At 68.5% G+C, this 25,309-nt stretch carries 27 protein-coding genes; 10 read left to right on the forward strand and 17 right to left on the reverse strand.

All coding sequences use genetic code 11. From position 1 onward, the window contains the following. Window positions 1-148 precede the first annotated feature (148 nt). The 5 genes from ASG75_RS14650 to ASG75_RS14665 all read right to left on the reverse strand — a co-directional run bounded on the left by ASG75_RS14650 (window position 149) and on the right by ASG75_RS14665 (window position 5,561). The gene (locus tag ASG75_RS14650) at window positions 149-1,186 is read right to left on the reverse strand and encodes a fimbrial protein (protein ID WP_162253128.1); all 1,038 of its coding nucleotides are present in this window, start codon (window positions 1,184-1,186) and stop codon (window positions 149-151) included. Continuing rightward, entirely contained in the window at window positions 1,183-1,431 is a 249-nt protein-coding gene (locus tag ASG75_RS16415; protein ID WP_157616991.1) for a hypothetical protein, read from the reverse strand. The genes ASG75_RS14650 and ASG75_RS16415 overlap by 4 nt, the downstream gene beginning before the upstream one ends. Further along, the gene (locus ASG75_RS14655) at window positions 1,428-4,205 is read right to left on the reverse strand and encodes a fimbria/pilus outer membrane usher protein (RefSeq protein ID WP_056391133.1); all 2,778 of its coding nucleotides are present in this window, start codon (window positions 4,203-4,205) and stop codon (window positions 1,428-1,430) included. Before ASG75_RS14655 ends, ASG75_RS16415 begins: the two co-directional genes overlap by 4 nt. After that, window positions 4,202-4,945: a molecular chaperone gene (locus tag ASG75_RS14660; RefSeq protein WP_056391135.1), complete on the reverse strand. Its 744-nt coding sequence runs from the start codon at window positions 4,943-4,945 to the stop codon at window positions 4,202-4,204. The genes ASG75_RS14655 and ASG75_RS14660 overlap by 4 nt, the downstream gene beginning before the upstream one ends. Before the next feature lie 61 nt (window positions 4,946-5,006). Then, window positions 5,007-5,561 (reverse strand): fimbrial protein, encoded by a 555-nt coding sequence (locus ASG75_RS14665; RefSeq protein WP_056391137.1) that lies wholly within the window; start codon window positions 5,559-5,561, stop codon window positions 5,007-5,009. Between the two features lie 610 nt (window positions 5,562-6,171). On the opposite strand from ASG75_RS14665, the gene ASG75_RS14670 reads away from it, so the two are divergent. Genes ASG75_RS14670 through ASG75_RS14690 form a run of 5 tightly spaced genes read left to right on the forward strand, consistent with a single transcriptional unit; the run spans window position 6,172 to window position 10,526 of the window. Continuing rightward, window positions 6,172-6,783 carry a hypothetical protein gene (locus ASG75_RS14670; RefSeq protein WP_056391140.1) on the forward strand — a complete coding sequence of 204 codons (612 nt, stop codon included), beginning with the start codon at window positions 6,172-6,174 and terminating at the stop codon, window positions 6,781-6,783. A 31-nt stretch (window positions 6,784-6,814) separates the two neighbouring features. After that, window positions 6,815-7,012: a helix-turn-helix transcriptional regulator gene (locus tag ASG75_RS14675; RefSeq protein ID WP_200935717.1), complete on the forward strand. Its 198-nt coding sequence runs from the start codon at window positions 6,815-6,817 to the stop codon at window positions 7,010-7,012. 3 nt (window positions 7,013-7,015) lie between these two features. Next, window positions 7,016-8,593: an alpha/beta hydrolase gene (locus tag ASG75_RS14680; protein WP_056391143.1), complete on the forward strand. Its 1,578-nt coding sequence runs from the start codon at window positions 7,016-7,018 to the stop codon at window positions 8,591-8,593. After that, entirely contained in the window at window positions 8,590-9,324 is a 735-nt protein-coding gene (locus tag ASG75_RS14685; RefSeq protein ID WP_056391146.1) for an ATP-binding cassette domain-containing protein, read from the forward strand. Before ASG75_RS14680 ends, ASG75_RS14685 begins: the two co-directional genes overlap by 4 nt. After that, the gene (locus ASG75_RS14690; protein WP_056391148.1) at window positions 9,321-10,526 is read left to right on the forward strand and encodes an ABC transporter permease; all 1,206 of its coding nucleotides are present in this window, start codon (window positions 9,321-9,323) and stop codon (window positions 10,524-10,526) included. The genes ASG75_RS14685 and ASG75_RS14690 overlap by 4 nt, the downstream gene beginning before the upstream one ends. A 55-nt stretch (window positions 10,527-10,581) precedes the next feature. Here the strand turns inward: ASG75_RS14690 and ASG75_RS14695 are convergent, their stop codons facing one another. The 3 genes from ASG75_RS14695 to rmuC form a co-directional block, all read right to left on the reverse strand. Continuing rightward, on the reverse strand, window positions 10,582-10,908 hold the full coding sequence (locus tag ASG75_RS14695) for an EF-hand domain-containing protein (protein ID WP_056391150.1): 327 nt from the start codon (window positions 10,906-10,908) through the stop codon (window positions 10,582-10,584). Between the two features lie 2 nt (window positions 10,909-10,910). Next, a complete protein-coding gene (gene folE / locus ASG75_RS14700; RefSeq protein ID WP_056391151.1) occupies window positions 10,911-11,513 on the reverse strand; it encodes a GTP cyclohydrolase I FolE in 603 nt (200 codons plus the stop codon). A 79-nt stretch (window positions 11,514-11,592) separates the two neighbouring features. Then, entirely contained in the window at window positions 11,593-13,035 is a 1,443-nt protein-coding gene (rmuC, locus tag ASG75_RS14705) for a DNA recombination protein RmuC (protein ID WP_056391154.1), read from the reverse strand. Window positions 13,036-13,161: 126 nt separating this feature from the next. On the opposite strand from rmuC, the gene ASG75_RS14710 reads away from it, so the two are divergent. Beyond that, on the forward strand, window positions 13,162-14,352 hold the full coding sequence (locus ASG75_RS14710) for an FAD-dependent oxidoreductase (RefSeq protein ID WP_056391157.1): 1,191 nt from the start codon (window positions 13,162-13,164) through the stop codon (window positions 14,350-14,352). A gap of 37 nt (window positions 14,353-14,389) precedes the next feature. Here the strand turns inward: ASG75_RS14710 and ASG75_RS14715 are convergent, their stop codons facing one another. The 6 genes from ASG75_RS14715 to ASG75_RS14740 all read right to left on the reverse strand — a co-directional run bounded on the left by ASG75_RS14715 (window position 14,390) and on the right by ASG75_RS14740 (window position 19,296). Next, a complete protein-coding gene (locus ASG75_RS14715; RefSeq protein WP_056391160.1) occupies window positions 14,390-15,562 on the reverse strand; it encodes a class I SAM-dependent rRNA methyltransferase in 1,173 nt (390 codons plus the stop codon). 64 nt (window positions 15,563-15,626) lie between these two features. Beyond that, entirely contained in the window at window positions 15,627-16,064 is a 438-nt protein-coding gene (locus ASG75_RS14720; protein ID WP_056391163.1) for a hypothetical protein, read from the reverse strand. Window positions 16,065-16,107: 43 nt separating this feature from the next. Beyond that, entirely contained in the window at window positions 16,108-17,289 is a 1,182-nt protein-coding gene (locus tag ASG75_RS14725; protein ID WP_056391166.1) for a glutathionylspermidine synthase family protein, read from the reverse strand. Beyond that, complete coding sequence (locus ASG75_RS14730) at window positions 17,289-17,828, reverse strand: DUF1190 domain-containing protein (RefSeq protein WP_056391169.1); 540 nt, start codon at window positions 17,826-17,828, stop codon at window positions 17,289-17,291. Before ASG75_RS14730 ends, ASG75_RS14725 begins: the two co-directional genes overlap by 1 nt. A gap of 86 nt (window positions 17,829-17,914) precedes the next feature. Continuing rightward, on the reverse strand, window positions 17,915-18,859 hold the full coding sequence (locus ASG75_RS14735; RefSeq protein ID WP_056391172.1) for a serine/threonine protein kinase: 945 nt from the start codon (window positions 18,857-18,859) through the stop codon (window positions 17,915-17,917). Continuing rightward, the gene (locus ASG75_RS14740; protein WP_056391175.1) at window positions 18,856-19,296 is read right to left on the reverse strand and encodes a hotdog fold thioesterase; all 441 of its coding nucleotides are present in this window, start codon (window positions 19,294-19,296) and stop codon (window positions 18,856-18,858) included. Before ASG75_RS14740 ends, ASG75_RS14735 begins: the two co-directional genes overlap by 4 nt. A 54-nt stretch (window positions 19,297-19,350) precedes the next feature. Here ASG75_RS14740 and ASG75_RS14745 point away from each other — a divergent pair, with 54 nt between their 5' ends. Beyond that, window positions 19,351-20,433: a 2Fe-2S iron-sulfur cluster-binding protein gene (locus ASG75_RS14745; protein ID WP_056391178.1), complete on the forward strand. Its 1,083-nt coding sequence runs from the start codon at window positions 19,351-19,353 to the stop codon at window positions 20,431-20,433. Between the two features lie 57 nt (window positions 20,434-20,490). Here ASG75_RS14745 and ASG75_RS14750 read toward each other — a convergent pair whose 3' ends face one another. From ASG75_RS14750 to ASG75_RS14760, 3 genes are all read right to left on the reverse strand, one after another. Then, a complete protein-coding gene (locus ASG75_RS14750; RefSeq protein WP_056391181.1) occupies window positions 20,491-20,937 on the reverse strand; it encodes a rhodanese-like domain-containing protein in 447 nt (148 codons plus the stop codon). Window positions 20,938-21,038: 101 nt separating this feature from the next. Then, window positions 21,039-21,452 (reverse strand): hypothetical protein, encoded by a 414-nt coding sequence (locus ASG75_RS14755; protein WP_056391184.1) that lies wholly within the window; start codon window positions 21,450-21,452, stop codon window positions 21,039-21,041. Between the two features lie 57 nt (window positions 21,453-21,509). Continuing rightward, on the reverse strand, window positions 21,510-21,983 hold the full coding sequence (locus ASG75_RS14760) for a YiiD C-terminal domain-containing protein (RefSeq protein WP_056391185.1): 474 nt from the start codon (window positions 21,981-21,983) through the stop codon (window positions 21,510-21,512). An 89-nt stretch (window positions 21,984-22,072) separates the two neighbouring features. Here ASG75_RS14760 and ASG75_RS14765 point away from each other — a divergent pair, with 89 nt between their 5' ends. From ASG75_RS14765 to ASG75_RS14775, 3 genes are read left to right on the forward strand one after another with little or no spacing between them, the layout of a single operon-like run. Then, window positions 22,073-22,843, forward strand: a complete 771-nt coding sequence (locus ASG75_RS14765; protein ID WP_056391187.1) for a uroporphyrinogen-III synthase — start codon at window positions 22,073-22,075, stop codon at window positions 22,841-22,843. Between the two features lie 57 nt (window positions 22,844-22,900). Then, window positions 22,901-24,052 (forward strand): uroporphyrinogen-III C-methyltransferase, encoded by a 1,152-nt coding sequence (locus ASG75_RS14770; protein WP_056391190.1) that lies wholly within the window; start codon window positions 22,901-22,903, stop codon window positions 24,050-24,052. Beyond that, window positions 24,049-25,305 (forward strand): heme biosynthesis HemY N-terminal domain-containing protein, encoded by a 1,257-nt coding sequence (locus ASG75_RS14775; protein WP_056391194.1) that lies wholly within the window; start codon window positions 24,049-24,051, stop codon window positions 25,303-25,305. The genes ASG75_RS14770 and ASG75_RS14775 overlap by 4 nt, the downstream gene beginning before the upstream one ends. Window positions 25,306-25,309 lie beyond the last annotated feature (4 nt).

Genomic DNA, 25,309 nt, shown 5'->3' on the forward strand with positions numbered 1-25,309 from the left:
CCCGCTGGTGACTGTCGGCGCGGTCTGGAAATACTGCGACAGTAGGGACCTTTACACATCGTCATCCGTTCCTTGCAGACGCGTCCGCGATGCCGGTCGCGTGGACTGTTCGTCGCCATGGGCATTTGCCGGGATGAATCCCGCGCTGTCACGGATAGGACAAGGTGTACGTCAGGTGCGAGGCGACCGTCCCCCCGGCTGCTGGCTGTACCGCGTAATACTGTGCGTAGTAGCGGCTGACCAGGGTCACGCCCGATTGCGTGGTGCCGAGCGACTTGGTTTGCGTGCCACTGATATCCACCGGAGCGAGCGTATCGCCGTCGAGGATTTGCACCGCGACGTTGGGATCCGAACCCGACGACTGCGCAATGCCGGAGGCCGCAGGCAACGGCGTGCCGGACGAACTGGCGGGGGTTCCGGACAGGGAGATCGCTACCTGGACGCCCGTAGGGCAACCGCTGATGTTGATCGCGAATGGCGTGCGGCCGGAGGTGGCACCGGCGCTTGCCAGAGCGTTCTTCAAAACTGTGGGAAGTACTACCGTCGGGCTCGTCGCGGTGCATGACACGGACGTCACGGTGGTACTGCCAGCCACATTCAGGGAGCCGTAAGTGCTGCTGCCGCCGGGACTGACAGTGTCCGCATTGTTGAAACTGGTGATGACGGGATTGATGGTCGATAGCGTGCCTGAATTGACCGCGCCGATGCCGAGCTTGATGTACTGGGCCTGGAACCGCACGGTGGCCGATGGACTGCTCTTTACGACGTCGATCAGCGCCGATTTTTGGTTGGTGAGCGGGTGGGCCGGCGCGAGCGCGGTCAGCTGCAGATAGATGTTGCTTACGCTGGTCGGAAACAGTAGCCCGTAGGTGGGGTCGACGATTCCGCCGGCCGCCGGTTGCGCAAAGATGCTGATCTGCTGGACCTGTCCGGCAAACACATTGTTGCCGCAGTTAAAGGTAATCGATACCCGAACCGGTGAACCGATCGGGCCGTACGCGGTGGAGGAGACCGCGAAGTTGGAAATGGCCGGGAGAAAAGCTGCCGTGGGTGTCGGAGTGCATGGTTGCGTCGTGCCATTTCCGTTGCCATCTGCGGCGGCATTCGGCGCCCAGCCCAGCAAGCCAGCAAGCAGCAAGAGACCGGCCAGCGCTCGGGGAAAATGGATGAAGGGTTGATGCTTCACATGGAACTCCCGCCGGATCGGACGGTGTCAGGCTGCACGCAGACGCTCTTGATCTGCCGGTGATCGCCGACAGCGGTATTTCTGGTGGGGGACGTCGTCTGGCAATGGTTCGCCGGGATCGTGATGGTCGAAGGAAGATTGAATGTCGCCGGGGTGTTGCCGCCAACGTCGTAACGGCATTCGGCGCGAGCCCCCGGCGGCACCGGCACCGGCAGCGTCGTCCACAAGATCGCAGTGCGCATCATGTTCCGCTCCCGGCGACCTGCGTCGCGTCGTGGGGTTGTTCGCAGGTCGCGTCGATCTGTTCGATGGCGCCGATGCCGTGCCGGCTCTTGCCGCGTGGCGACAGGTGGTATGGGAACGAGCAGGTTCCGGCGGTCTGCTCATCCTGCCACCGTACGTTCAGGCGTCCGGCCTCGCGGGCGGTACGCACCATGATGCGGCCGGCCTGGCCGACCACGCCGATCGGCTGGCCTTGCTCGTCGGTGACTTCCGCCCCGAACGGCAGCGTTGCGCCGTCCGGCAGGTGTGCCTGGATCAGCACGAAATGCCCGCTCTCGCTCTTGAACCTCACCATCACCACGGCGCCCGCGCGCGGGGCCACCTCGGTGCTGGTGCTGTCCAGCTGCACGTCCAGCGGCAGGCCGGTGGGGTCGAGGCTGATCGTGTTGAGAATGTAGGGCGTGACGTACGGCACCAGCGCGTAACCGGCGTGGTCGATGCGCACGCCGGCCGCGTTGCCGACGCGCGCACCCGCGGCGTCCGGCGCCTGCACGATCGCCACGGTGTCGCCCAGCGGCTGGCCGAAGGTGACGCCGCCCGGGTGCGCGACGATGCCGCCGGTCGCGCCCAGCGAAGCCTGCGAGTAACCGCTGCCCGCACCGAAGCCGGCGTTGAGTTGTGCGTAGCTGCCGCGGTAGCCGGCGTTGACGCTGCCGGTGCTGCCCGCGCCGGCCGTCTGCCCGCTGTCGTGCGTGGCGGTGACGCCGTAGTTGAAGCGGTCGTCGACACCGGCGGTGCCGCCCAGCGTGGCCTGTTCCTGCACGCCGCCGTTGCCGTCGCGGGTGAGCGTGCCGGTGAGGTTCGGGGTGTGCTGGCTGCTGCCCAGCGGGATCGTGAGGTTGAGCATGTAGCGGTTGTCGCTGCGCCCGAACAGGTCGCGCTCGCGGCTGGCCGAGAGGCTGTAGTTCATCCGTCCGATCGAGTTGTTGTAGCCGATCTGGAACTGGCTGTCGGTGCCGCCGCGGTTCCAGTAGTCGCGGGCCGAGCCGTTGACGTAGAGCGAGCCGCCGCGGCTGCCCAGCCGTTGGCTGAGGGTGAGGCTGAAGTTGTTGCGCTGGCGGTCCACGCCAGTCGGCACCAGATAGTCGCGGTAGTCGCCGCCGGCCAGCGCGGCCTGCTGTGCCGGCGTGAGCAGGTCCGACACCGGCACGCCGTTGATCGTGAGCGGTTGGACGGCACGACCGGCGGCGAACACCGGCAGGCCGCGGCGCGCGTAGTCGCGTGCCCGCGCGGCATCGCCCAGGGCGAGGTAGCCGCTGGTCGAATAGCGGTAGGCGGCCACGCTCAGCGAGGTACCGGTTTGCGCCAGCGTCTTGCTGTAGCTCAGGCGCACGCTCTGGCCGGACAGCGTGTCCAGGCCGGGGATGCGCGTGCGTGCGGTGGTGACGTCCATGGCGAATGCGCCATAACGCGTATTCAGCGCGCTGCCCAGCAGCAGGGCGCCGTAGCCCGCCGAGCCCACCGCGCCGGCGTAGCCGGTCAGCAGGTTGGTGAAGCCGCGCTGCACGGTGACCTGCACCACGTTCGGCTTGTGTTCGATCGTCTCGTCGCGCAGCTGGCCGGCGGCCACGCCGAAGCGCATCACACCCGGACGCAGCAGCTGCGGCACCGAGGCGTACGGCACCGAGAAAGTGTGCACGCGGCCGTTCGCCTCGGCCACGCTGACCTCGAGGTCGCCGCCGTAGCCGGTGGCGTAGAGGTCGTCGATGGCGAACGGGCCGGGCGCTACCGTGGTCTGGTAGATCAGCATGCCGTTCTGGCGCACGGTCACTTTGGCGTTGCTGTCGGCGACGCCGCGCACGGTGGGCGCGTAGCCGCGCAGCGATTGCGGCAGCATGCGGTCGTCGGTGGCCAGTTGCACGCCGCGCAGGCCGAAGCTGTCGAAGATTTCGCCGCTGGTCCAGGCGTCGCCCAGGGTCAGCTGCGCGTGCAGCTGCGGCAGGTCGCGCTGCGCGTAGGTGGCGATGTTCTGCCAGTGGCGGCCGGAACGCATGCCGTCGGCGCCGGTTTGCCAGTTCAGCGAGGAGTTGTGGCGCAGGTGCCAGCGGCCCAGGTTCAGCCCGGCGTTCAGGCCGAGGTACGACGAGGTCTGCGTCAAGCCTCCGCTGCGGGTGCGGTAGCTGTTGAAGTTGTAGTTGAGCAGGCCGGCGTTCACCCCGGCATCCCAGTACTTCGGATCGACGTAGCCGCGCGCCTGCTGCCCCAGGTAGGCCTGCGGCACGCTGGTGTCCAGGCGCAGGTCGGACATCGCGAAGCTCATGCTGGCGCCGGGAATCACGCTGGCGATGTCGACGCAGACGCGCTCGTCGGCCAGGCCGGCGCTGACGCGCGCCGACAATTTGTCCGGATGCAGCCCCAGCCGGTCGAGCAGCGCCGGGGTCACGCAAGGCGTGGCGCTGGCGTCGGCCGATGTCGCGGCGAAGCGCACGTCGGTACGGCCGACCGCACCGCCGTTGAGGAAGATATCGACGCTATAGCTGCCGGCAGGGATGAAATCGCCGTGTTCGAAGCGGGCCAGGTCGGTGGTGTTCTGGCCCGCGCCGGAGAGCAGGCTGCGGTCGAAGCTGGCGTCCATGGCGTCGACGGCGGGCGCGCCGGCATCCGCATTCGTCGCGGCGGCGGCAACATGGCCGCCCCAACCGCACAGCGCCAGGCCGATCACTGCGGACAGCAGCCGGCGATGGGCGACGGGTTGGCGCCCGTCCGCAAGCGCGGCGCTGGCGCGCCCCGGCTTCACGGCGCGATCGTGCCCTGGTAGGCGGTCGCGGCACCGAAATCATTGAGTACGGTGTAGGCGACCATGGTGCCGGCCGCCGGTGCGTGGCGCAGGTTCTTGATTGGCAGGCGCAGCGTCGACAGTGGCGCGACCATGCCGTTGCCGGGTGCGTACGCCACGTTGTCGACGTTCAGCGACAGCTGGCTGAAGGTGATGTGGTACGGCGTGGGGTTGTGCGCCACCAGCGCGTAACCCGCACCGTCGGCGGCCACGGTCCAGGTGACCTGCTTGGCGGCGTCGAGCGAATCGCCGACCAGTCCGGCCGGACGGAAAAACAGCTTCAGCCGCGAGCGCACGGCGAACTGCAGGGTGTTCTGCGCCTCGCCCGGTTTCGTCGCGGGCTTGGGCGGGATCTCCAGCACGTTCAGCCAGAACAGCGATTCGCGATCCTTCGGCAACGGCTGGTTGGTGTAGACGATGCGCAGGCTCTGGCCCTTGCCCGCATTCATGCGGAACAGCGGCGGCGTGATGAGGAACGGCACGTTCGCCGTATCGGGCGTCGACGCCGGGTTGCCATCGTCGATCCACGCTTCGACCAGCGCCGGCTGGCCGCCATCGTTGCTCAGGCGCACGGTGACTTCGCCGTTCGCGGCCGGGAATACCACGCGGGTACCGGCGATCACGACACTGGCGTGGGCGTTGGTCAGGGCCAGGCAAAGCGTCAGCAGCCCCGCGCCGAGAGCGCAGACGAACTTGTTCATGGGATGGCGGGTCCGGAGAGTAAGGCCGCGACCGGCGTTGCCGGCCGCGGCTGCAAGCGGCTTACAGGTAGTTCATCGTGAATTCGACGGCGGTATTCGCCGAACCCGCGCCGGCCGCGCCGCCGACGGCGACGTACTGCGCCGAGTAGTTCATGGTGGCGGCGCCGCCCGAGAGCGAGACGACCTGCGAGTTCTGCGCCGTGGCGTTGGCTGCGTTCAACGGCATCACGACGTCGCTGGCGTTCAGCAGCTGGATTTCCACGTTGGTGGCGGCGCCAGCGCCGGTGAGCATCAGGTTGCCGGTGACGGAATCGATGTTGGCGCCGGAGAACTGGGTCTGCACCGTGCTCAGGGCCGAATCGCAGCCGCTGATGTTGAGGGTGAACGGGGTCTTGTTGGCCGTGTTGCCCGCCGTGCCGAGCACCGGCGCCAGCACCAGCGGCAGGGTCACGTTCTTGCTGGCCTGGGTGCCGTAGGTCGTGTTCTCGACCTTGCAGGTCTGGCCCACCACCTGGCCGGTGATGTTGATGGTGCCGTCGACGGCCTGGGCGGTCGGGGCGAAGCCGGCGGCGGCCAGGATGGCGACCAGCGCAGTGGAAAGCAGGGTCTTGTTCATTGCGGGTGTCCTTGATGGGTGTTGGTTGGTGATGGCTTGCGCTGCTGGCGGAGGGAGGCGGGCGGTTGCCTGGATCGACAGGCTTTGGCCCGGCGCGTGTCGCGCCTTGAAAAGTCCCCCCGGACGGAATGTTTGCCGCGAATTCCGTTGCGGCTGATTGGCACTAAGCAATACACGTGCCAAATAAGGTGTGCAAACGGTTACCTTAGGTGCTAGGCCTGTCACAGCTGGACAAGGATTGAGTCAGGGCAATGCTTGCACGCGGCGTGTAGGCAATCCCTGACGAATTTCGGCACCGAGAAGTGCGAACTGCGTCACTCTATTCTGACGAGCATATCACGCAGTTTTCACGAATTTAGTCAAGCTTGCTTGACATGTGGCGTTATCTTCCCTACCTTTCATTTGTCAAGTTTGCTTGACATTTACTGGCAAGGAGGGTCGCCGTGAACACGTGGCCGCGTCGAATGATTTCCCCGCTGCCGGCATTGGGCCTGGCACGGGCAGCAACCTGTTTGGCCGTACCGTTGCCTCGCTGCTGCAGGCTCGACCAGCCGGCGAAATTCCGGCAAGCGCCGGATGACTTTCTGAAGTCGCTCTGAAGGAGTACGCGATGCCTCGTCTTTCCGACAAGCAGTACCAGCGGCAGTCGATGCTGGCGATGACTGCCTACGTCGCCGTCATGCTGGGAGTGTGGCCGTTGGTGCGCACAGTGACCGGGCTGCCGCTGAAGATGCTGCTGGCGTTGGCGCCGGTGTTGCCGATGCTCTACATGATCGGGCTGATGGCGCGGCGCATCCGCGACAGCGACGAACTGGAGCAGCGTACGCACCTGATCGCGCTGGGCGCGGCCACGGGCCTGGTGGGTGCGCTCAGCATGATCGGCGGATTTCTCGCGTCGGCCCGGGTCTGGCATGTGGACGGCACGATCCTGATCTGGGTCTTTCCGGCGCTGATGTTCTGCTACGGCTTCACGCGCTGGTGGGTGGCGCGCCGCTATGGCGTGAGCCTGTCCTGCGACGACGAAAGCCGCGTGCCGCTGTATCAGCGCTTCCTGCTGATGGCCATCATGCTGGGTGTGCTTGCGTTGTGGTTTCGGCGATCGCTGGACGACAGCGGCCTGGGCACGCTGTGCGGCATCGCCGTGGGGTTCGCCGTGCTCGGCCTGATATTGGGCATCGCGCGCTGGCGCCGGCGTCATTCTCACGGCGAGGAGTTGCCGTGACGAGGAGCCCGCTGACCGCGCGGCGCTATCGATGAACAACCACGTGCGCGAACTGCGCGGCGAACACGGCTGGTCGCAGGCGGATCTGGCCGAGCGGCTGGACGTGTCGCGGCAGACGGTCAACGCGATCGAGACCGGCAAGTACGATCCCAGCCTGCCGCTGGCGTTCAGGATCGCGAAACTGTTTGGCCGTCCAATTGAATCGATTTTCGTACCGGGTGAGGAGTAAGGCATGGCATTGAATGGACGTACCGCAATCCGCATCGGTGCGGTGGTCGTGGGCCTGGGTTTCCTGGCGTGGAACCAGATGCACGGCAGGGAGCCGGCCACGGCGCCTGCCGCATCGGCGCCCGCTTCGACGGTCGCGGCCACGTCGCAGCCACCCGCGAAGGCGCCGACCTGGCGGCTGGGCTCGCTGACGCTGGCCGCGTGCGAACTGGCGCAGCCGAACAGCGGGCTCAGTACGGCGGCGTGGTGCGCCGACTTCCCGGTGCCGGAAAACCGCGCCGACCCGCACAGCCGCACGATCAAACTGAAACTGGCGGTGCTGCGTTCGCGCGCGCAGGTGGCGAATCCCGACATGCTGGCGTTCCTCGCCGGCGGCCCCGGCCAGGCGGCGACTGACTCGGCGGGCCTGGTGGCGTCGGTGCTGAAGCCGCTGCTGGCGCATCGCCATGTCGTGCTGCTGGACCAGCGCGGCACCGGCGGTTCGAATGCGCTCAGCTGCAAGGAGCCCGCCGAAACCGTCACGCCGGCGGACGACAGCACGTTCGACGCCGACAAGCTGCGCGCCGCCGCCACCGACTGCCTGCGGCAGCTGGCCGGCCGCGCCGACCCGCGCTACTACACCACCACGATCGCGGCGCAGGACCTGGAGGATGTGCGCAAGGCGCTGGGCTCGCCGCCGCTCGACCTGGTCGGCGTGTCGTACGGCACGCGGATGGCGCAGCAGTACCTGATGCGCTTCCCGGATGCCGTGCGCAGCGTGGTGCTGGACAGCGCGGTGCCGAATTCGCTGGCGCTGGGCGAGGATTTCGCGCGCAACCTGGACGACGCGCTGAAGGCGCAGTTCGCCCGCTGCACCGCCGAACCGGCCTGCAAGAAGCAGTTCGGCGACCCGGACCAGACCCTGTACCAGCTGCGCGATGCGCTTCGGGCGAACCCGCACGAGGTCAGCTTCCGCGACCCGCAGAGCTACCAGACGGTGAAGCGGATGCTGGACGAGGACTCGCTGGCCAGCGTGGTGCGCATGTTCGCCTACACGCCGGCCACCGCCGCGCTGCTGCCGTTGTCGATCGACGCGGCCGCGCATGGCGACGTCGGTCCGCTGCTGGGCCAGGCCAAATTGCTGTCCGGCGAATTGTCCGAGCTGATGGGCAGCGGCATGCAGTACTCGGTGATCTGCAGCGAGGACGCCGACCTGCTCACGGCGCGCCCGCAGGATGCGCACACCATCCTGGGCACGCGCATGGTCGACGCGCTGAAGGCGGTCTGCTCGGTGTGGCCGAAAGGCACGCGCCCGACCGATTTCCATCAGCCGCTGAAGACCGACAAGCCGGTCCTGCTGCTGGCCGGCCAGTACGATCCGGTGACCCCACCGCGCTACGCCGACGAGGTGGCCAAGGGCCTGCCGAACGCGCGCGTGCTGGTGCTCAAGGGCCAGGCGCACAGCGTGATGGCGGCCGGCTGCGCGCCGCAGCTGATCCAGCACTTCGTCGAGAAGCTCGACCCGAAGACGCTGGACGCGAGCTGCCTGGACCGGCTGCAACCCACGCCGATCTTCATCGACTTCAACGGAGCCACACCATGATCGAAGTGAAGGACCTGCACAAGGCGTTCGGCACGGTGAAAGCCGTCGACGGCGTCAGCTTCAGTGCCCGCGACGGCGAGATCACCGGCCTGCTCGGCCCCAACGGCGCCGGCAAGACGACCACCTTGCGCATGCTCTACACGCTGATGACGCCCGATCGCGGTCAGGTGCTGGTGGACGGCATCGACGCGGCGGTCGACCCGCTCGGCGTGCGCCGCCAGCTTGGCGTGCTGCCGGATGCGCGCGGCCTGTACAAGCGGCTCAGTGCGCGCGAGAACATCGACTACTTCGGACGCCTGCACGGCTTGCCGGAGGACCTGCTGGCGAGTCGGCGCGAGGCGCTGGTCGAGGCGCTGGAGATGCGCGACATCGCCGACCGGCGTACCGAGGGTTTCTCGCAGGGCCAGCGGGTGAAGACCGCGATCGCCCGCGCGCTGGTGCACGACCCGCGCAACGTGATCCTCGATGAACCGACCAACGGCCTCGACGTGATGGCCACGCGCGCATTGCGCCAGTTCATGCTGCGGCTGAAGGGCGAAGGTCGCTGTGTGCTGTTTTCCAGCCACATCATGCAAGAGGTCGCCGCGCTGTGTGACCGCATCGTGGTGATCGCGCACGGCCGCGTGGTGGCCGACGAATCGCCCGACGCGCTGCGCGCGCAGACCGGCACGACCAACCTGGAGGATGCGTTCGTGAAAATCATCGGCACCGACGAGGGCCTGGCCGCATGAATACCGCCGTTGCGAAAACCCGGCGCGGCCGCGCCTTCCTCACCGTGTTCCTGAAGGAAGTGAAGGAGAATCTGCGCGACCGCCGCACCCTGATGAGCGCCTTCCTCACCGGCCCGCTGCTGGGGCCGATCCTGCTGGTGATGCTGCTCAACCTCACCCTCAGCCGCGAACTGGAGAAGGCCGAGAAGCCGCTGTCGGTGCCGGTGATCGGCGCCGCGTACGCGCCGAACCTGCTCAATGCGCTGAAGGAAGGCGGTGTGGTGCCGGGCGCGGCGGTGGCCGACCCCGCACAGGCCGTGCGCAAGCAGGACGCCGACGTGGTGCTGCGCATCGCCGCCGACTACGGCAAAGCCTGGCGCCAGGGCGAGCCGGTGCAGGTCGAATTGTTCTACGACTCCTCGCAACGCGATGCCAATACCTCGGTGGAGCGGGTGACCCAGCTGGTCGAAGGCTACGCGCGGCAACAGGGGGCGATGCGGCTGGTTGCGCGCGGCATGTCGCCGGGCACGGCGTGGCCGCTGCAGGTAGCCAAGCGCGACCAGGCCACGCCGCAGTCGCGCGCGGTACTGATGTTCGCGATGCTGCCGTACTTCTTCGTGATCACCATCTTCATGGGCGGCATGTACCTGGCGATCGACCTCACCGCCGGCGAGCGCGAGCGGCAGTCGCTGGAACCGTTGTTCGCCAACCCGGTGCCGCGCTGGAAGATCCTGTGCGGCAAGCTGGCGGCGATCTGTGCGTTCTCCGCCGCGAGCCTGCTGATCACCCTGCTGGCGTTCGCCGTGGTGGGGCAGTTCATTCCCACCGAAAAGATCGGCATGGAGCTGGACCTGGGCCTGCACTTCGCCACTTACGTGCTGCTGCTGATGCTGCCGCTGGTGCTGCTGCTGGCGGCGCTGCAGTCGATGGTGGCCGCGTTCGCCAAGAGCTACCGCGAGGCGCAGACCTACATCTCGCTGCTGATGCTGGTGCCGATCATCCCCAGCCTGCTGCTGTCGTTCATGCCGATCAAGGCACAGGCATGGATGTACGCGGTGCCGCTGCTGGGCCAGAACCTCGGCATCATGCAGCTGCTGCGCGGCGACGGCGTCACCGGCGAGCAGCTCGGCCTGTGCCTGGCCGGCAGCTTGGCCGCGGGGCTGCTTGCGGTGCTGGCGACGATCCAGCTGTACCGCTCCGAGAAGCTGGCGATCTCGGCCTGAGCGAGAGCGACCCCACCCCAACCCTCCCCTGCCAGCAGGGGAGGAAGCACGGCACTCAGCGCGGTGGCGCGGTCAGTTCGCGGGCGTTGAGATAACCGTCGTGGTTGCGGTCGAGCTTGTGGAACTGGCTGCGCAGGTTGTCCTGGAAGCCGGTCAGCGTGATCGGCCGGCCGCGGTTGCCGGGCAGCTCCTCGGCTTCGAGGATGCCGTCGCCGTTGCTGTCCATGCTGCGGAAGCTCCGATCCATGTATGCCAGGTATTCGGCCTCGCTGACCCGACCGTCGCCATCGCCGTCGAACATCTGCAGGTATTGCGAACGCGTTTCCTGCGCCAGTGCGGCCGACGCCGCCAGCAGCAGCGCCAGTGCAGCGGCCAGCCGCACGTTCAGCGGTTGCTGCCGTGGATGCCGATGAATTGCAGGAACTCCGCGCGGGTGCGTGCGTCGTCGCGGAACGTGCCCAGCATCTGGCTGGTCACCATCGACACGCCGCGCTTGTGCACGCCACGGGTAGTCATGCATTCGTGGCTGGCGTCGACCACCACCGCCACGCCGGCCGGTTGCAGGGTTTCCTGGATGCACTGGGCGATTTCCGCGGTGAGCTTCTCCTGCACCTGGAAGCGGCGTGCGAAACCATCCACCACGCGGGCCAGCTTGCTGATGCCGACCACCCGATTGGTCGGCAGATAGCCGACGTGGGCGCGGCCGATGATCGGCGCCATGTGGTGTTCGCAATGGCTTTCGAATTCGATGTCGCGCAACACCACCATCTCGTCGTAGCCGGCCACTTCCTTGAAGGTGCGGCGCAGGTACTCGGCCGGGTCGGAGGCGTAGCCGGAGAACCAGTCGCGGTACGCCTTGACCACCCGCTTGGGCGTGTCCAGCAGGCCTTCGCGCGCCGGGTCTTCGCCGGCCCAACGCAGCAAGGTGCGCACGGCTTCTTCGGCCTGTTCGCGACTGACGTCGTTCGGATGGGGCTGGTCGCTCATGCGGATGCCTTTGGGATTGCGGGTCGGGTCAGTTTAACGGCAGCGTCAAGCCGGTGCAGGCGTGGGCGTGGCGGGACGCTCAGACCTCCGGGTCGTCGCTGTCGTCCGGCGCTGGTACGTCGTCACCCAGTAATTGCTGGGTGACTTCGCCCGGCGCGGTTTCCACGCCGCGCAGTTTGCGTTCGATCGCACGGGTGCGCTGGCCTGTCGCGTCGATTTGATTGCTAGCCTGGTCGAGATTCTTCTTGACCTTGTCCAGCACCGCGCCGAACTTGCCGAACTCGGTCTTGACCGCACCCAGCAGTTGCCATACCTCGCTGCTGCGTTTCTCGATCGCCAGCGTGCGGAAGCCGGCCTTGAGGCTGGTCAGGATCGCCGCAAGCGTGGTCGGTCCGGCGACCGTGATGTGGTGGTCGCGCTGCAGCGACTCGAACAGGCCCGGCCGCCGCAGCACCTCGGCGAACAAGCCCTCGGTGGGCAGGAACAGGATGGCGAAGTCCACCGTGTGCGGCGGTGCCACGTACTTGCTGCGTATGCGCTTGGCCTCGTCGCGCACGCGCCGCTCCAGTGCGTTGGCGGCGTCCGCGGCGGCTGCGGCGTTGGCGTTTTCCTGAGCCTCCTGCAGGCGCTGGTAGTCCTCGAGCGGAAATTTGGCGTCGATCGGCAACCACAGCGGGGCACCATCGACGCCGTTGGGCATGTGGATGGCGTATTCAACCCGTGCGTCGGAGTTGGGCACCACGGCCACGTTGACGGCGTACTGGTCGGGCGTCAGGAGCTGTTCGAGCAGCGCTCCGAGCTGGGTTTCACCCAGTACACCGCGTGTTTTCACGTTACCGAGCACGCGCTTCAGGTCACCCACGCCGGTGGCGAGGCTCTGCATTTCACCAAGGCCGCGTTGCACCGCTTCGAGCCGCTCGGAAACCAGCTTGAAAGACTCGCCCAGGCGGGTTTCGAGGGTGGCGTGCAGCTTCTCGTCGACGGTGGCGCGCATCTGTTCGAGCTTGGCCGCGTTATCCAGCTGGATTGCGCCGAGTTTGGCCTCCAGCGTGGCGCGCACTTCGCCCATGCGTTTTTCGTGCTCGGCGCTGAGTGCGGCGAAGCGCTGTTGCTGCTGCTCGCCGAAATGGTTGAGCGCGAGCGTGGTTTCCGCACGGCTCTTGCGTGCGTCCTCGGTGAGTTGCTGGGCCAGCGTCTGCAGGCCCTGGCTGGTGCCGTCGGTGAGCGCGGCAAGGCGCTGGCCGAAGCCGTCGATGCGCTCGGCCTGCTGCTGCGACATGCCGTTGAGCTGTTCGCCGAGGTGGCCACGGAAGCGGTCGAAGCCCTGTTGCAGTTCCTCGCGACCGGCGCGCTGCTCCTCGCGCAGGGTGCGTTCGACGCGGGCGCTGTCGTCTTTCAGCGCGTCCAGCTTCGAGTGAAGGCCGGGATCGCCGCGGCCGCGCAGCAGCGCCGCGACCTGCAACAGCAGCACCAGCGCGGCGAGGATGACGAGGGCGATCAGCAGGATTTCATGGAGTGGCATGGAACGTTTTCCCGGGTCGATGCATCCAGTGTACGTCGGGCGGTCTCATCGGCTGCGCCTGGATTTCACGTTACCGCTGCCAGCGGCGGTGCATCATGGGCTGATACGTTGGCCTGGGAGAGCGTCATGGAACATGTTCACGATTACCTGATCATCGGTGCCGGCATGGCTGCCGATGCGGCGGCCAAGGCGATCCGCGAGGTCGATGCTGCGGCGAACGTCGGCATCGTCGGCGCCGAGGCGCCGCCGCCATATCAGCGGCCGCCGCTGTCCAAGGCGCTGTGGAAGGGCGACAAATCGCCCGCCGACATCGACCTGGCCACCGCGCAAAGCGGCGCGACCTTGCACCTGGGCCGCCGCATCGAATCGCTGGACCGGGTGGCGCGCACCGCGCGCGATGACCACGGCGATACCTACCGCTACCGCCGCCTGCTGCTGGCTACCGGTGCCACCCCGCGGCAGCTGCCGTTCGACGGCGGCGAGCGGGTGATCCATTTCCGCACGCTGGACGATTACCAGGCGTTGCGCCGCTATGCCAAACCCGGTGCCTACATCGCCGTGGTCGGCGGCGGCTTCATCGGCAGCGAGCTGGCAGCGTCGTTGAGCAGCCTGGGTTGCAAGGTGACGATGCTGTTTCCCGGCGCGGCGATCGGTGCCGGGCGTTATCCGGACGGACTGACAAGCTACCTCGACGACTACTACCGCAGCCACGGCGTGGATGTGCGCAGCGGCATCAAGGTGATTGGCGGCAGCAAGACCGACGGCGGCGTGGAATTGAAGCTGTCCGACGGCGAGGTGTTGCGGGTGGAAGCGGTGGTGGCCGGCCTCGGCGTGACGCCCGACACCGCGCTGGCCGAACAGGCCGGCCTCACCGTCGACAACGGCATCGTGGTCGACGCCCACCTGCGCAGCAGCGATGCGGACATCTGGGCCGCCGGCGACGTGGCGAATTTCCGCAGCGCGGCGCTGGATCGACGCCTGCGCGTCGAGCATGAAGATGCGGCGGTCAGCATGGGCCGGCTCGCCGGCCGCGCGATGGCCGGTGTCGAGGGGGCGTACACCACGCTGCCGTTCTTCTATTCCGACCTGTTCGATCTCGGCTATGAAGCGGTCGGCCTGCTGGATACGCGACTGGAGGTGGTCGAGGACTGGCGCGAGCCGAACCGCGAGGGCGTGGTGTACTACCTCGAAGCCGGCCGCGTGCGCGGCGTGTTGTTGTGGAACACGTGGGATCAGGTGGATGCCGCGCGCGAGTTGATCGCGCAACCTGGCCCGTTCGACGCAGCGTCGCTGCGCGGACGGCTGCCGCGCAGCTGAACCCCGCCAGCGGGCTCCTGCGCGGTGAGCGGAAGTCTCAATCCACCCGGCAGAACACCGCCTTCAAGTAACGCCCTTCCGGCACGTCGGTGCGGAACGGGTGGTCGGCGCCGGCGCCGCGCACTTCCAGCACCTGGATTTCGCGGCCGGCGTTGAGCGCCACCCGGCGCAGCATCTCCAGGAACTCGCCTTCGCCGACCAGGCCGGTGCACGAGCAGGTCAGCAGCAGGCCGCCGGGCGGGATGATGTCCAGCGCCATGCGGTTCATCGCGAAGTATTTCTTCAGCGCGTCCATCACCTTGCTGCGATCGCGGGTGAGCTTGGCCGGGTCGAGGATCACCGCGTCGTAGCGCTCGCCGCGCGCCACCGCCGCGCGCACCCAGTCGAAGATGTCGGACTGTTCGAAGTTGGCCTCGACGCCGTTGGCGGCGGCGTTGGCGCGGGCGACTTCCAGGATGCCCGCATCGAGATCGACGCCGACCGCCTCGCGCGCGCCGGCCGCCATCGCGTGCACGGCGAAGCCGCCGGCGTTGCAGCACAGGTCGAGCACGCGGCGGCCCTTCGCCAGTTCGGCGAAGCGCTTGCGGTTGTCGCGCTGGTCGGCGAAGAAGCCGGTCTTGTGGCCGGAGCCGGGCGCGGCGTGGAAGCGCAGGCCGTGCTCGTGCACCTCGAACGCGGCGGGCACGTCGGGGCTGCGGCAGTCGAACGATTCCTGCTTCTGCACGTGCGATTCGGCGAACCAGTACAGCTGTGTACCGGGGAAGTGGGTCAGCAGGGCAGCGTGGATCGCCTCGCGGAAACGCCACATGCCGGCGGCGAAGTATTCGATCACCAGGATGTCGGCGTAGCGGTCGACGATCAGGCCGGAAAGGCCATCGCCCTCGCTGTGCACCACGCGCCAGGCGTCGCTGACGGCGTCGAGCTGCAGCCAGTCGCGGCGCAACTGCACGGCGCGGGCGATCCGCGCGGCGATCCAGTCGGCGTCGATGCTGGCGTCCGGATGCGTGTCGAGCAGGCGCAGCGCGATGCGCGCGTGGCCGTTCCAGAACGCGCGGCCGACGAAGCGGCCCTTGGCGTCCTGCACCTCGACCACGCTGCCCGGCGGCAGTTTCGACTCCGGTTTGTAGATCTGCGCCGACCACACCCACGGGTGGCCGGGGTTGCGATCGGATTTCAGGCGGATGACGGGAAGGGCTGCGGGAATATTCATCCGCGCATGATAGCTGGTGCCCGTGCTCCTCCCCTGCAAGCAGGGGAGGGAGCAAAGCGAGCGATCAGCGCAGGCGCAGCACCAGCCACGACAGCAGCGCCAGCAGGTTGATGCCCAGCCGCGATACGGCCGGGCCGGCGACGGCGAGCACAAAACCCTGCGTGCCGAAGTGCCAGTCGATGCCCAGCCGCGGCGCGGCCTGCAAGGTGGCGAACACGTTGACGAAGGCGCCGCTGTGCAGCGCGTAGCTGAATACCGGCGTGGCGATCAGCGGCAGCTGCAGCAGCTGCGCCCAGCGCGACAGCCGCACGCCGCTCTCGCTGCCTTCCAGCAGCAATACGCCGGCGACCAGCACGAAGCCGAACAGGAGCAGGCCGATCAGCGCGACGATGCTGTCGTGGGTCGAGCCCAGCGGCAGCAGGCGGCGCAGCATCACGGTCACGCCGTACAGGCCGCCGGCGACTTCGAAAATGCCGATCAAGCGGAAGAGAAAGTTGCGCACGCGGGGTCCTTCGTTCGGAGAAGACGCAAGCTTAGCCGAGCCGTCAGGCCATCAGCACGCCGCGCGCTTCCTCGACGATCGCATGCGGCACGAAGCGGGCGCTGTCCTGGGTGACCAGTGAGCTGTCTTCGCGGATGCCGATGCCGCAGGCGCGGTCGCCGACCACCCAGCTGCCGATCAGCGGATAGTGGCCGTCGAAACCGGTCAGCGGGTGGCAGGCCTGGCGGATGCACGGGCCATCGCGGTACGGGCCGTCGGTGCGCAGCTCGCGACCGTCGTCCAGGTGCATCGCGATGTTGGCGCCCTCGCGCGAGTGCAGCGGCTTGCGTACCCAGCCCCGCGGCAACTCACCGCCGGCGTCGAACTCGGCCGGCAGCAGGTTGGGGTGGCCGTGATGGGCGTCCCACAGCAGCGGCAGGATGCCCTTGTTGCTCAGCAGCGCCTTCCACGGCGGTTCGATCAGCTGCAGGCCGGAATGCGGCAAATGCTGGCCGAACGACTCGCGGAACATGTCCTCCAGCGGATACAGCTTGAACAGGCAGCCGATCACCTGGTCGTCGAGGTCGGTGAAGCGGCCGTCGGCGGAGATGCCGATGTCCTCGATCGCCAGCGCGCCGCAGTCGATGCCGGCCTGCAGCGCGCAGTCGCGCAGGTAGGCGACCGTGCCCTGGTCCTCCACCGAGTCGCGCACCGCGGCGAAGTGGAACGGCCGCGCGATGCCGCGCGCGATCGTGCCGAACGCTTCCACCAGGGATTCGTAGATCGAATTGAACTGGTCGCTGCCGGCCGGCAGCCGGCCGCGCGCGAGCTGGTCTTCCAGCCATTGCCACTGGAAGAACGCGGCTTCGAACAGCGAGGTCGGGGTGTCGTAGTTCAGCTCATAGAGTTTGGCCGGACCGGTGCCGTCGTAGGCGAAATCCATGCGGCCGTACAGGTGCGGCTGGCGCTCGCGCCAGCTCTGCGCGATCCAGTCGCGGTACGGCTCCGGGATCGCCAGCTGCTGCATGTGCTGCTCGCTGCCGACGATGCGCTCGACCATGTCCAGTGCCATCGCGTGTAGCTCTTCGCTGGGCGCCTCGATGTCGTTCTCGATCTCGCGCAGGCTGAACGCGTAGTACGCCGACTCGTCCCAGTACGGCGCGTCGTCGATGGTGTGGAAACCGAAGCCGCACGCGGCGGCTTTGGCGCGCCAGTCGGGGCGCTCGGCCGTGGCGACCCGGCGCATCAGCCGCCGATGCCGCGGCTGCTGCCGGAAGTGCCGAAGCCGGCACGGCTGCTGGTGACCGCGCGGTTCGGCGTGGCGTTGACCGGCACCATCGCGGTACCGGCGCCGCCGCGATAGACGCCGCCGGCGCCGGTGGCCGGGCGCTGCCAGCCGCCGTTGTTGTCGCGGAACGCCGGCGCGCTGTTGAAGCCGTTGGCCGCCACGCCGTTGCGCGACATCATCTGCGACAGGAAGAAGCCGGTCATCAGTGGGCCGAAGAACGAATGGCTGGCGCCATCGTTGCGCTCGGCGCACTTTTCCTTGCCGTAGCTGGCTTCGCATTCCTCGCGGTTGGCGAAGCGCGGCGCGGTGGCCACTGCATCTTGCTGCGCCTTGGCGAATGCCTGCTGGCAGGTGTTGCTGTCGTTGGTCTGCGCCACGCAGGCCTCGACCGAGGTGTACAGGCCTTCGCGCGACGCGCTTTCGCTGCGGTCGCAGGCGGTCAGCAACAACGGGGCCGTGCTCATCAGCAGCAGGGCGGCGGTGCGGGATCGTTTCATGGGCACGCTCGGCAAGATATCCGGCCAAGCATGCCTGCTTGCGCGTGGGGAGGGAAGTTCTTGCGATCGAATGCCGCAGCGCCCCCTCATTCCAGCTCGTCGGCCAGTTCGTGCAGGTCGGCGATGTGCTGTTCCCACCAGCGCGATTCGGCGGCGAACGGGAAGGCGGCGGGGAACGCCGGGTCGTGCCAGCGCGCGGCGATCCAGCCGGCGTAGTGCAATTGGCGCATCGCGCGCAATGCGGGAATCAGCGCCAGCTCGGCGTGGTCGAAATCGCGGAACTGCTGGTAGCCCTCCAGCACGGCTTCCATCGCGCGCGCGTCGTTCGCCAGCATCCACAGGTCCTGCACCGCCGGACCAGTGCGCGCGTCGTCGAAGTCGACGAAATGCGGGCCGGCGTCGGTCCACAGCACGTTGCCCGGGTGGCAGTCGCCATGCAGGCGCAGCTGGCGCACCGGGCCGATGGCCTCCAGGCGTGCGGCGATCGCCGCATCCAGCCGCGTCGCGGCGGCGCGGTAGTTCGTCTGCAGCGAGACCGGCAACAGGGATGCGCCGAGCACTGCGTGCATCGGCTGCTGCACCATCGTGTCGCGGTCGAGCTTGCCGCGATGGGCAAACGGCGCACGCGCGCCGATCAGGTGCATGCGCGCGATCAGCCGGCCCAGCCACTGCAATTGGTCGATGGCTTCCAGCTCCGGCGCACGACCGCCGCGGCGCGGCGTCAGCGCGTAGCGGAAGCCGGCGTGATGCAGCAGGGTGCAACCACCGAAGGCGAGCGGCGCCACCACCGGCAACTCGGCGTCGGCCAGCTCCTGCGTGAAGCGGTGTTCCTCGGCGATCGCCGCGTCGCTCCAGCGGCCGGGCCGGTAGAACTTCGCGATCACGGGTGTTGCGTCTTCCAGCCCCACCTGCCACACCCGGTTCTCGTAGCTGTTCAGCGCCAGCAGGCGGCCGTCCGGCCACAGGCCGCAGGCGCTCACCGCGTCGAGCACCAGGTCGGGGGTGAGGCTGGCGTACGGCGTGTTGTTCAACGCACGCCCATGCCGCGCGCCGGGATCACCGCCATGGTGATGCGCGAGATGCACACCAGCGCGCCCTCTTCGTTCTCGATGCGGATCTCCCACACCTGGGTGGTGCGGCCGATGTGCAGCGCCTTCGCGGTGCCGGTTACCGTGCCGCTGCGCACGCCGCGGATGTGGTTCGCGTTGATGTCCAGGCCTACCGCCAGTTCCTTCTCCGGGTCCAGCGTGAGCATCGCCGCGGTGCTACCCAGGGTCTCGGCCAGCGCCACCGAGGCGCCGCCGTGCAGCAGGCCATACGGCTGGTGGGTGCGCTGATCGACCGGCATGCTGCCGGTCAGCCAGTCGTCGCCGACCGCGGTGATACGGATGCCCAGCGTCTCCATCATAGTGTTGGCGCTCCAGCCGTTGAGGCGGGCGAGGTCGGCGGGTTGTTTCCAGAGGCTCATCATTGATTCCCGTGATGCGAGCCCGCATTGTTGTCCGCTGCGATCGCCGCGACAATGCACCTGGTGTTTACCGTTACCCTCAAATCTACCGGCCGCCAGTTTCCGGTGGCGGCCGGCGAAACCGTGCTGGAAGCGGCGCAACGCGCGGGCGTGGCGTTGCCGTATTCCTGTCGCGCCGGCGTCTGCGGCAGCTGCAAGGCGACCCTGCTGGAAGGGCGCTGCGAGTATCCGCGCAACCCGCCACTGGCACTGAACGCCAGCGCGCTGGCCCAGCACGCGGTGCTGCTGTGCCAAGCCGTGCCGGCCAGCAACCTGCTGCTGGAGGCGCGCGAAGTCGCCTCGGTGGAGGACATCGCGCGACGCCAGCTCGGCGTGGTGGTGGTCGACAAGTGGCGGCTGACGCCGGACGTGATCGGCCTGCGTCTGCGCCCGGATCACGGCGAGCGTCGGCTGCGGCGGCTGCCGGGCCAGTACCTGGACGTGCTGCTGGAGAACGGCAAGCGCCGGCCGTTCTCGATCGCCAATCGCCCGCAACCGGACGGCACGATCGAACTGCACGTGCGCCATGTCGCCGGCGGCGGCTTCACCTCATGGGTCGACGACGTGCTCGAGGTCGGCGACCGCCTGCGCGTCGAGGGGCCGTTGGGCACCTTCGTGCCGCGCGAGGATTCCGAGCGGCCGATGATCTTCATGGCCGGCGGCACCGGCTTCGCCCCGGTCAAGGCGATCGTCGAGCACTTCATCGCGCTGGGCACGCGCCGGCGGATGCAGTTGTACTGGGGCGCACGCAGCGCGGCGGATCTGTACCTGCGCGCGCTGGCCGAACACTGGGCACGCGAGGTGCCGAACCTCGCGTTTCACGCCGTGGTGTCCGACCCGGAGCAGGCCGCCGGCCTGCGCACGGGGCTGGTGCACGAAGCGGTGCTGGAAGACCAGCCCGACCTGTCCGGCCACGACCTGTACATGAGCGGTCCGCCGGCGATGATCGACGCCGGGCATCAGCTGTTCCTCGACGCCGGGCTGCCGGAAGAGCGGCTGTACTACGACTCGTTCGAGTACGCGCCGGACGTGCTGGCGGCGATCATGGCCGGGCGCGCCGGCATTCACGACCGCAGGGAAGTGGGTGGAGAGGAGTGAGAAGCGCGGGAAGAGCCTGAGCAGCGGCGCTTCTCACTTTTCTCCACTCGCTCCTGCCTATTTGGAGCCCTTGGCGACCGGCAATTGCGCCGCGTGCCATGCCAGCACGCCGCCGCCCAGCGTATAGACCTTGCCGAAGCCGGCCTTGACCAGCCGCTGCGCGGCCTTCAGCGAATTGCCGCGGCCGTCCTTGTCCATCACCACCACCGGCAATTCCTTCGCCTTGGCCAGCTCCTTGTGTTCCGGGTCGAACTGGCTCATCGCCACATGCCTGGCGCCGGGGACGTGCATCTTCTCGAACTCGGCGATCGCCGACAGGTCGATCAGCAGCGGGCTTTCGCGGTTGATCAGCTGGGTCAGGCCGGTCGGGCTGAGTTCCTTGATCTTGCTGAACAGGGTGCTGAGCTGCATGACGATCAACGCCACCAGCAGAACCGCGAACAGGGCCGACAAGGCCACATGGTTGCCGATAAATTCGGGCAGCTTGTGCAGGAAATCGTTCATCGTCAGTCCACTGTGCCCTGATGGCATCTGCTCGGGTAAACCGGCGATTATACGGGTATGCGGTGATCGACGCGGGGCACCTGCCGATCACCGGCCGGCGCTCAGTCCTGGGTGATGTCCGGCAGGCCGCTGGTCAGCCACCAGTGCTTGGCCTTCTCGTCGTAATGCCAGGTCTGGTGGTCGACGATGCTGCGTTCGGACTGGGTGTGGATGTTGACCAGGCTGATCATGGCGGTCTGCTGCACGTCGAAGTCGCCGCTCGGCACCGGGCCGGCGCCGTCGTCGTATTCGCTCACGCGGACCTGCTGGTAGCGCGCCAGTTCCAGCGAACTCAGTGGATGCGCGGCGCGTACCACCGGGTCGATGAACTGCGCGGCGCTCTGGAAATCGCCCCAGCGCAGTGCGCTGCCGTAGGCCTTGAGCGTGGTGGTCAGGGCGTCGCTGCGGGTCTTGGTGGCGCAGCCGGCCAGCAACAACACGGACAGCACGACAAGGATGCTCAGGATACGGCGCATGGTGGTTCCTCCCCCGATGGATACCCGCCCATTCTGCCTCAAGCGGAAGCGGACGACTCAGCCGCGGCGTTTGGCGACGAAACGCGCGCTCAAGGTGCAGGCAGGCTTGCCGTGCTCGCCGGGCACCACGCAGTCGACGCCGATGCGCGCCTTGCCGCGTGCGCCCAGCGTGTTGAAGAACGTGTCCCAGCCCGCGTCCACGGCCAGCCGCGCCTCGCTGCGGAAGTCCTGCCACAACGGCGCCAGGTAGCGCACGCTGGATTCGGCCACGAACACGTCGCAGTCATGGCCGCGCCGGCGCAGCGCCAGTTCCACCAGCGCCCAGCCGCTCAGGGTCATCAGGCTGACCAGGCTGCCGCCGAACGCGCAGCCCTTGTCGTTGACGTTCGGCGCCAGCGGCGCGCGCAGGCTCAGGCTGGCGTCGTCGCAGCCGGCCAGTTGCAGGTCCATCGCGTGGGCCAGCGGGATTTCGTCGCGGATGAACTGAATCAGTTGCTGCGCGTGCGATATTGCGTCGTCGGTCGTGCTCACGTGGTTAAGGGTCCGCGGGGAAGGGAGACCCCCCAGTGTAGGGCCACCGCTACACTGGGGCCATGACAGTGACCGGACGCGGTGCGCGGATGCAGCAACAACCCTCTCGGGACAACCAGGGCTTGCGCGGTCGAACCGTGGTGATCACCCGCCCGGCTGGTACCGCGTCGGCGTTGGCGCGCCGGGTGCGCGCGCTCGGTGGCGTGCCGCTGCTGCTGCCGGGCTTGGCCTTGCGTGGCGTGGCGGACGCCGCCGCTGCACGTGCGGGCCTGCGTGCGGTGTTGACGTCCGAATTGATCGTCTTCACCAGCCCCGCCGCAGTGCGTTACGCCGCGGCCCTGTCGCCGCTGCAGACGGCGGCGACCGTGCTGGCGGTGGGCCAGGGCACGGCGCGGGCGTTGCGCCGGCATGGCATTGCCGCACCGTTGGCGCCGCGCCGGCAGGACAGCGAAGGTCTGCTCGAACATCCTGCGCTGCATGACCTGCGCGGTCGTCGGGTGGCGCTGATCGGCGCGCCCGGCGGCCGCGGCGTGCTGCGCGAACAGCTCGCCGCACGCGGCGCGCAACTGCACGAACTGCATGTCTACCGGCGGGTACCGCCGCGGCTGGACCGGCGCCATGTCGATGCGCTGCTGCAATTGCCGGCCTCGGCGCAGGTGCTGCTGTCCAGCGCCGAAGCGCTGCACAACCTGCAGCAGTTGCTGCCGCCAGCGGCGTGGGCGCGGTTGTGCGCGGCGACTGCAGTAGTCAGCAGCGAACGGCTGGCGATCGCCGCGCGTGCGGCGGGTTTCCAGCGCATCGCTACGGCCGCCTCGGCGTTGTCGGCGGATCTGCTGGCTGCGGCCATGTCGGCGCACTGAGCGCTCTTCACATCCGCGTGCTACGAACGCGGCCGTATGGGCTGTTAGCATGCGCGCATGAGCAACGTAGACAAGCCGAATGCGTCCGCCGCGCCCGAGGGCGCCCGTCCCGATCCCGCTGCGCCCGATGCGGTGCTGATCGAACCGTCCGTGCGCGCGACCCGTACCGCGCCCACGCGGCCCGCGCCGCGTCCGCGCGGCGGTGGCAGCCTGGCGCTGGCGGTGCTGCTGGCGCTGATCGCGGTGGGTGCTTCCGGTTACATCGGCTGGCGCCAGTGGCAGCAGGAACAGGGCAGCGCCGCCGACAACCAGAGTGTCGCCAGCCTGCAGCAGCGCGTGGCCACGCTGGAAACCACGCTGATCACCCTGGGCGACCAGCGCAGCAGCCTGAACCAGCGGTTGGACGATGCGGCCCAGGTCAACCGTTCGCTGCGCGAGGAACTGCTCGGTCAGGCCGAGCGCACGCGCCATCTCGAAGACGCGGTGGCCAAGCTCGCCGAGAAGAGTCTGAGCGGCCGCGACGGCATGCTGCTGGACGAGAGCGAATCGCTGCTGCGCATGGCCGGCGAACGCTACACGCTGTTCCATGACGCGCAAGGCGCGGCTGCCGCGTACGCGCTGGCCGACCAGACCCTGGCCGCGGTCAACGACGGCGCCTTCAGCGGCCTGCGCCAGAGCGTCAACGCCGAACGCGAAGCGCTGGCCAAGAGCCAGCCGGCCAGTCAGGCCGGTGCGTTGCAGCAGCTGGTGACGTTGCGCGGCAATCTGGCCGACCTGCCGCTGAAGCCGCTCGACAGCAGTACTACCGAGGCCACCGACGCGTGGTCGCGCATCCGCCGCGCGCTGGCCGGCGTGGTCAGCGTGCAGCGCGACGACGGTGCGCCGCTGGCGGTCGCCGATGCGCGTTTCGCGCGCGAGCTGGCCGCGCTCGACCTGGCCCAGGCGCAGGCTGCGCTGCTGGCCTATGACAGCAAGGGCTATGCGGCCGCGCTGCAGCGGGTGGATGCCGCGCTGGCCAGCCAGTTCGACGGCAGCGCGCCGGCGGTACGGCAGGCGCGCGGGACCTTGAAGCAACTCGCCAGCCAGTTGCCGGCGAACGCGCCGGTGCAGCTGGGTGCCGCGCTGACCGAACTGCGCAACCTGCGCGCGGTGCATGCGCTCAGTCCCGCGCCGGCCGGTCCCGCGGCGCCGGGCGGGGTCCGGCCATGAGGCTCTGGTACGGGATCGGCTTGCTGGTGGTCGCCGCCGCGCTGGCCGCGTTCGGCTGGCACTGGGTGGCTGAGGATCCCGGCTATGTGCTGCTGCGCCTGCGTGGCTGGCGGGTGGAGACCACGGTGGTCGCGGCGCTGGTCATCCTGCTGCTGGCGTGGGCGCTGCTCACCGTGTTGTGGCGGCTGGCGCGCTGGCCGTTCGGCGCGTTCTCGCGGCGGCATCGGCGGCTCAGCCAGCAGCGTCTTGGCGCCGGCCTGATCGCCTTGATGGAAGGCCGCCACGGCGACGCCGAGCGCGACCTCAACCGTGCCTCGCGGCTGGACAGCCTGCGCGGCCCGGCCTTGCTGGCCTCGGCCGAGGCGGCCTCGCGTCGCGGCGAACCCGGCCGCGCGCTGGAGGCGCTGGACCAGGCTGCGCAATCCGCACCGCGTGCGGCCCGCGTGCTGCGCGCCCGCGTGCTGCGCCGCGAAGGCAAGTCGGCCGAAGCGCTGGCGCTGCTGGTTCCCGAAGCCGACAAGGGCACGCTGACCCCGGGCGGCTGGCGCGAGCTGGTGCAGGCGGCAATGGCGAACGGCGACATCCGGCGCGCCCGCGAAGCCCTGGCGCCGTTGCAGAAGAGCGGCGCGTTGGGCAACCGCGCGTATGCCACGCTGGAAGCGCAGGTGCTGGCCGCCACCATCCAGGCCGCATCGGACGGCGTCAGCCTCAACACACTGTGGTCGCAACTGCCGAAGACACAGCGCCGCGTGCCCGCGGTGATCGACGCCTACGCCCGCCGCGCGGCCGCGTTCGGGTTGACTCTGCCGGCGATGGACGAAGTGGAATCCGCGCTGCGTCGCGAGTGGTCGCCGCTCTTGATCGAAACCTACGGCACCCTGGCCGGCGACGACGTCGAGGCGCGCCTGCGCCGCGCCGAAGGCTGGCTCGACGCGCACCCGAACGACGCGAACCTGCTGCTCACGCTCGGCCGCATGTGCGTGCGGCTGAAACTGTGGGGCAAGGCGAAGCAGTACCTGCAGCGTTCGCTGGCGCTGGCGCCAGGCAGCGCCGCCTGGGAAGCCTTGGGCGACGCGTTCGCCGGCCAGGGCGATGCGGGACAGGCGCAGCGCTGCTATCGCAACGCACTGGCGTCCGCCCGCGGCGACGCGGTCACCCCGCTGGCGCAGACGGCCAACCCCTTGCAACCCGACACGCACCCGATCGCGATCGAGGAACGCGACGTGCATGGCGTGCCGCGGTTGCGCGAATAGGTTG

The sequence above is a fragment of the Rhodanobacter sp. Soil772 genome, from assembly GCF_001428385.1.
Lineage (GTDB): Bacteria > Pseudomonadota > Gammaproteobacteria > Xanthomonadales > Rhodanobacteraceae > Rhodanobacter.

Bases quoted from the DNA above. Each gene is read 5' to 3' on its own strand.
- ASG75_RS14685 (WP_056391146.1), top strand. From the start codon at position 8,590: ATGATCGAAGTGAAGGACCTGCACAAGGCGTTCGGCACGGTGAAAGCC.
- ASG75_RS14680 (WP_056391143.1), top strand. From the start codon at position 7,016: ATGGCATTGAATGGACGTACCGCAATCCGCATCGGTGCGGTGGTCGTG.
- ASG75_RS14710 (WP_056391157.1), top strand. From the start codon at position 13,162: ATGGAACATGTTCACGATTACCTGATCATCGGTGCCGGCATGGCTGCC.
- ASG75_RS14765 (WP_056391187.1), top strand. From the start codon at position 22,073: ATGCAGCAACAACCCTCTCGGGACAACCAGGGCTTGCGCGGTCGAACC.
- ASG75_RS14750 (WP_056391181.1), bottom strand. From the start codon at position 20,937: ATGAACGATTTCCTGCACAAGCTGCCCGAATTTATCGGCAACCATGTG.
- ASG75_RS14690 (WP_056391148.1), top strand. From the start codon at position 9,321: ATGAATACCGCCGTTGCGAAAACCCGGCGCGGCCGCGCCTTCCTCACC.
- ASG75_RS14770 (WP_056391190.1), top strand. From the start codon at position 22,901: ATGAGCAACGTAGACAAGCCGAATGCGTCCGCCGCGCCCGAGGGCGCC.
- ASG75_RS14730 (WP_056391169.1), bottom strand. From the start codon at position 17,828: ATGAAACGATCCCGCACCGCCGCCCTGCTGCTGATGAGCACGGCCCCG.
- ASG75_RS16415 (WP_157616991.1), bottom strand. From the start codon at position 1,431: ATGATGCGCACTGCGATCTTGTGGACGACGCTGCCGGTGCCGGTGCCG.
- ASG75_RS14675 (WP_200935717.1), top strand. From the start codon at position 6,815: ATGAACAACCACGTGCGCGAACTGCGCGGCGAACACGGCTGGTCGCAG.
- rmuC (WP_056391154.1), bottom strand. From the start codon at position 13,035: ATGCCACTCCATGAAATCCTGCTGATCGCCCTCGTCATCCTCGCCGCG.
- folE (WP_056391151.1), bottom strand. From the start codon at position 11,513: ATGAGCGACCAGCCCCATCCGAACGACGTCAGTCGCGAACAGGCCGAA.
- ASG75_RS14665 (WP_056391137.1), bottom strand. From the start codon at position 5,561: ATGAACAAGACCCTGCTTTCCACTGCGCTGGTCGCCATCCTGGCCGCC.
- ASG75_RS14740 (WP_056391175.1), bottom strand. From the start codon at position 19,296: ATGAGCCTCTGGAAACAACCCGCCGACCTCGCCCGCCTCAACGGCTGG.
- ASG75_RS14775 (WP_056391194.1), top strand. From the start codon at position 24,049: ATGAGGCTCTGGTACGGGATCGGCTTGCTGGTGGTCGCCGCCGCGCTG.
- ASG75_RS14670 (WP_056391140.1), top strand. From the start codon at position 6,172: ATGCCTCGTCTTTCCGACAAGCAGTACCAGCGGCAGTCGATGCTGGCG.
- ASG75_RS14745 (WP_056391178.1), top strand. From the start codon at position 19,351: ATGCACCTGGTGTTTACCGTTACCCTCAAATCTACCGGCCGCCAGTTT.
- ASG75_RS14660 (WP_056391135.1), bottom strand. From the start codon at position 4,945: ATGAACAAGTTCGTCTGCGCTCTCGGCGCGGGGCTGCTGACGCTTTGC.
- ASG75_RS14755 (WP_056391184.1), bottom strand. From the start codon at position 21,452: ATGCGCCGTATCCTGAGCATCCTTGTCGTGCTGTCCGTGTTGTTGCTG.
- ASG75_RS14725 (WP_056391166.1), bottom strand. From the start codon at position 17,289: ATGCGCCGGGTCGCCACGGCCGAGCGCCCCGACTGGCGCGCCAAAGCC.
- ASG75_RS14715 (WP_056391160.1), bottom strand. From the start codon at position 15,562: ATGAATATTCCCGCAGCCCTTCCCGTCATCCGCCTGAAATCCGATCGC.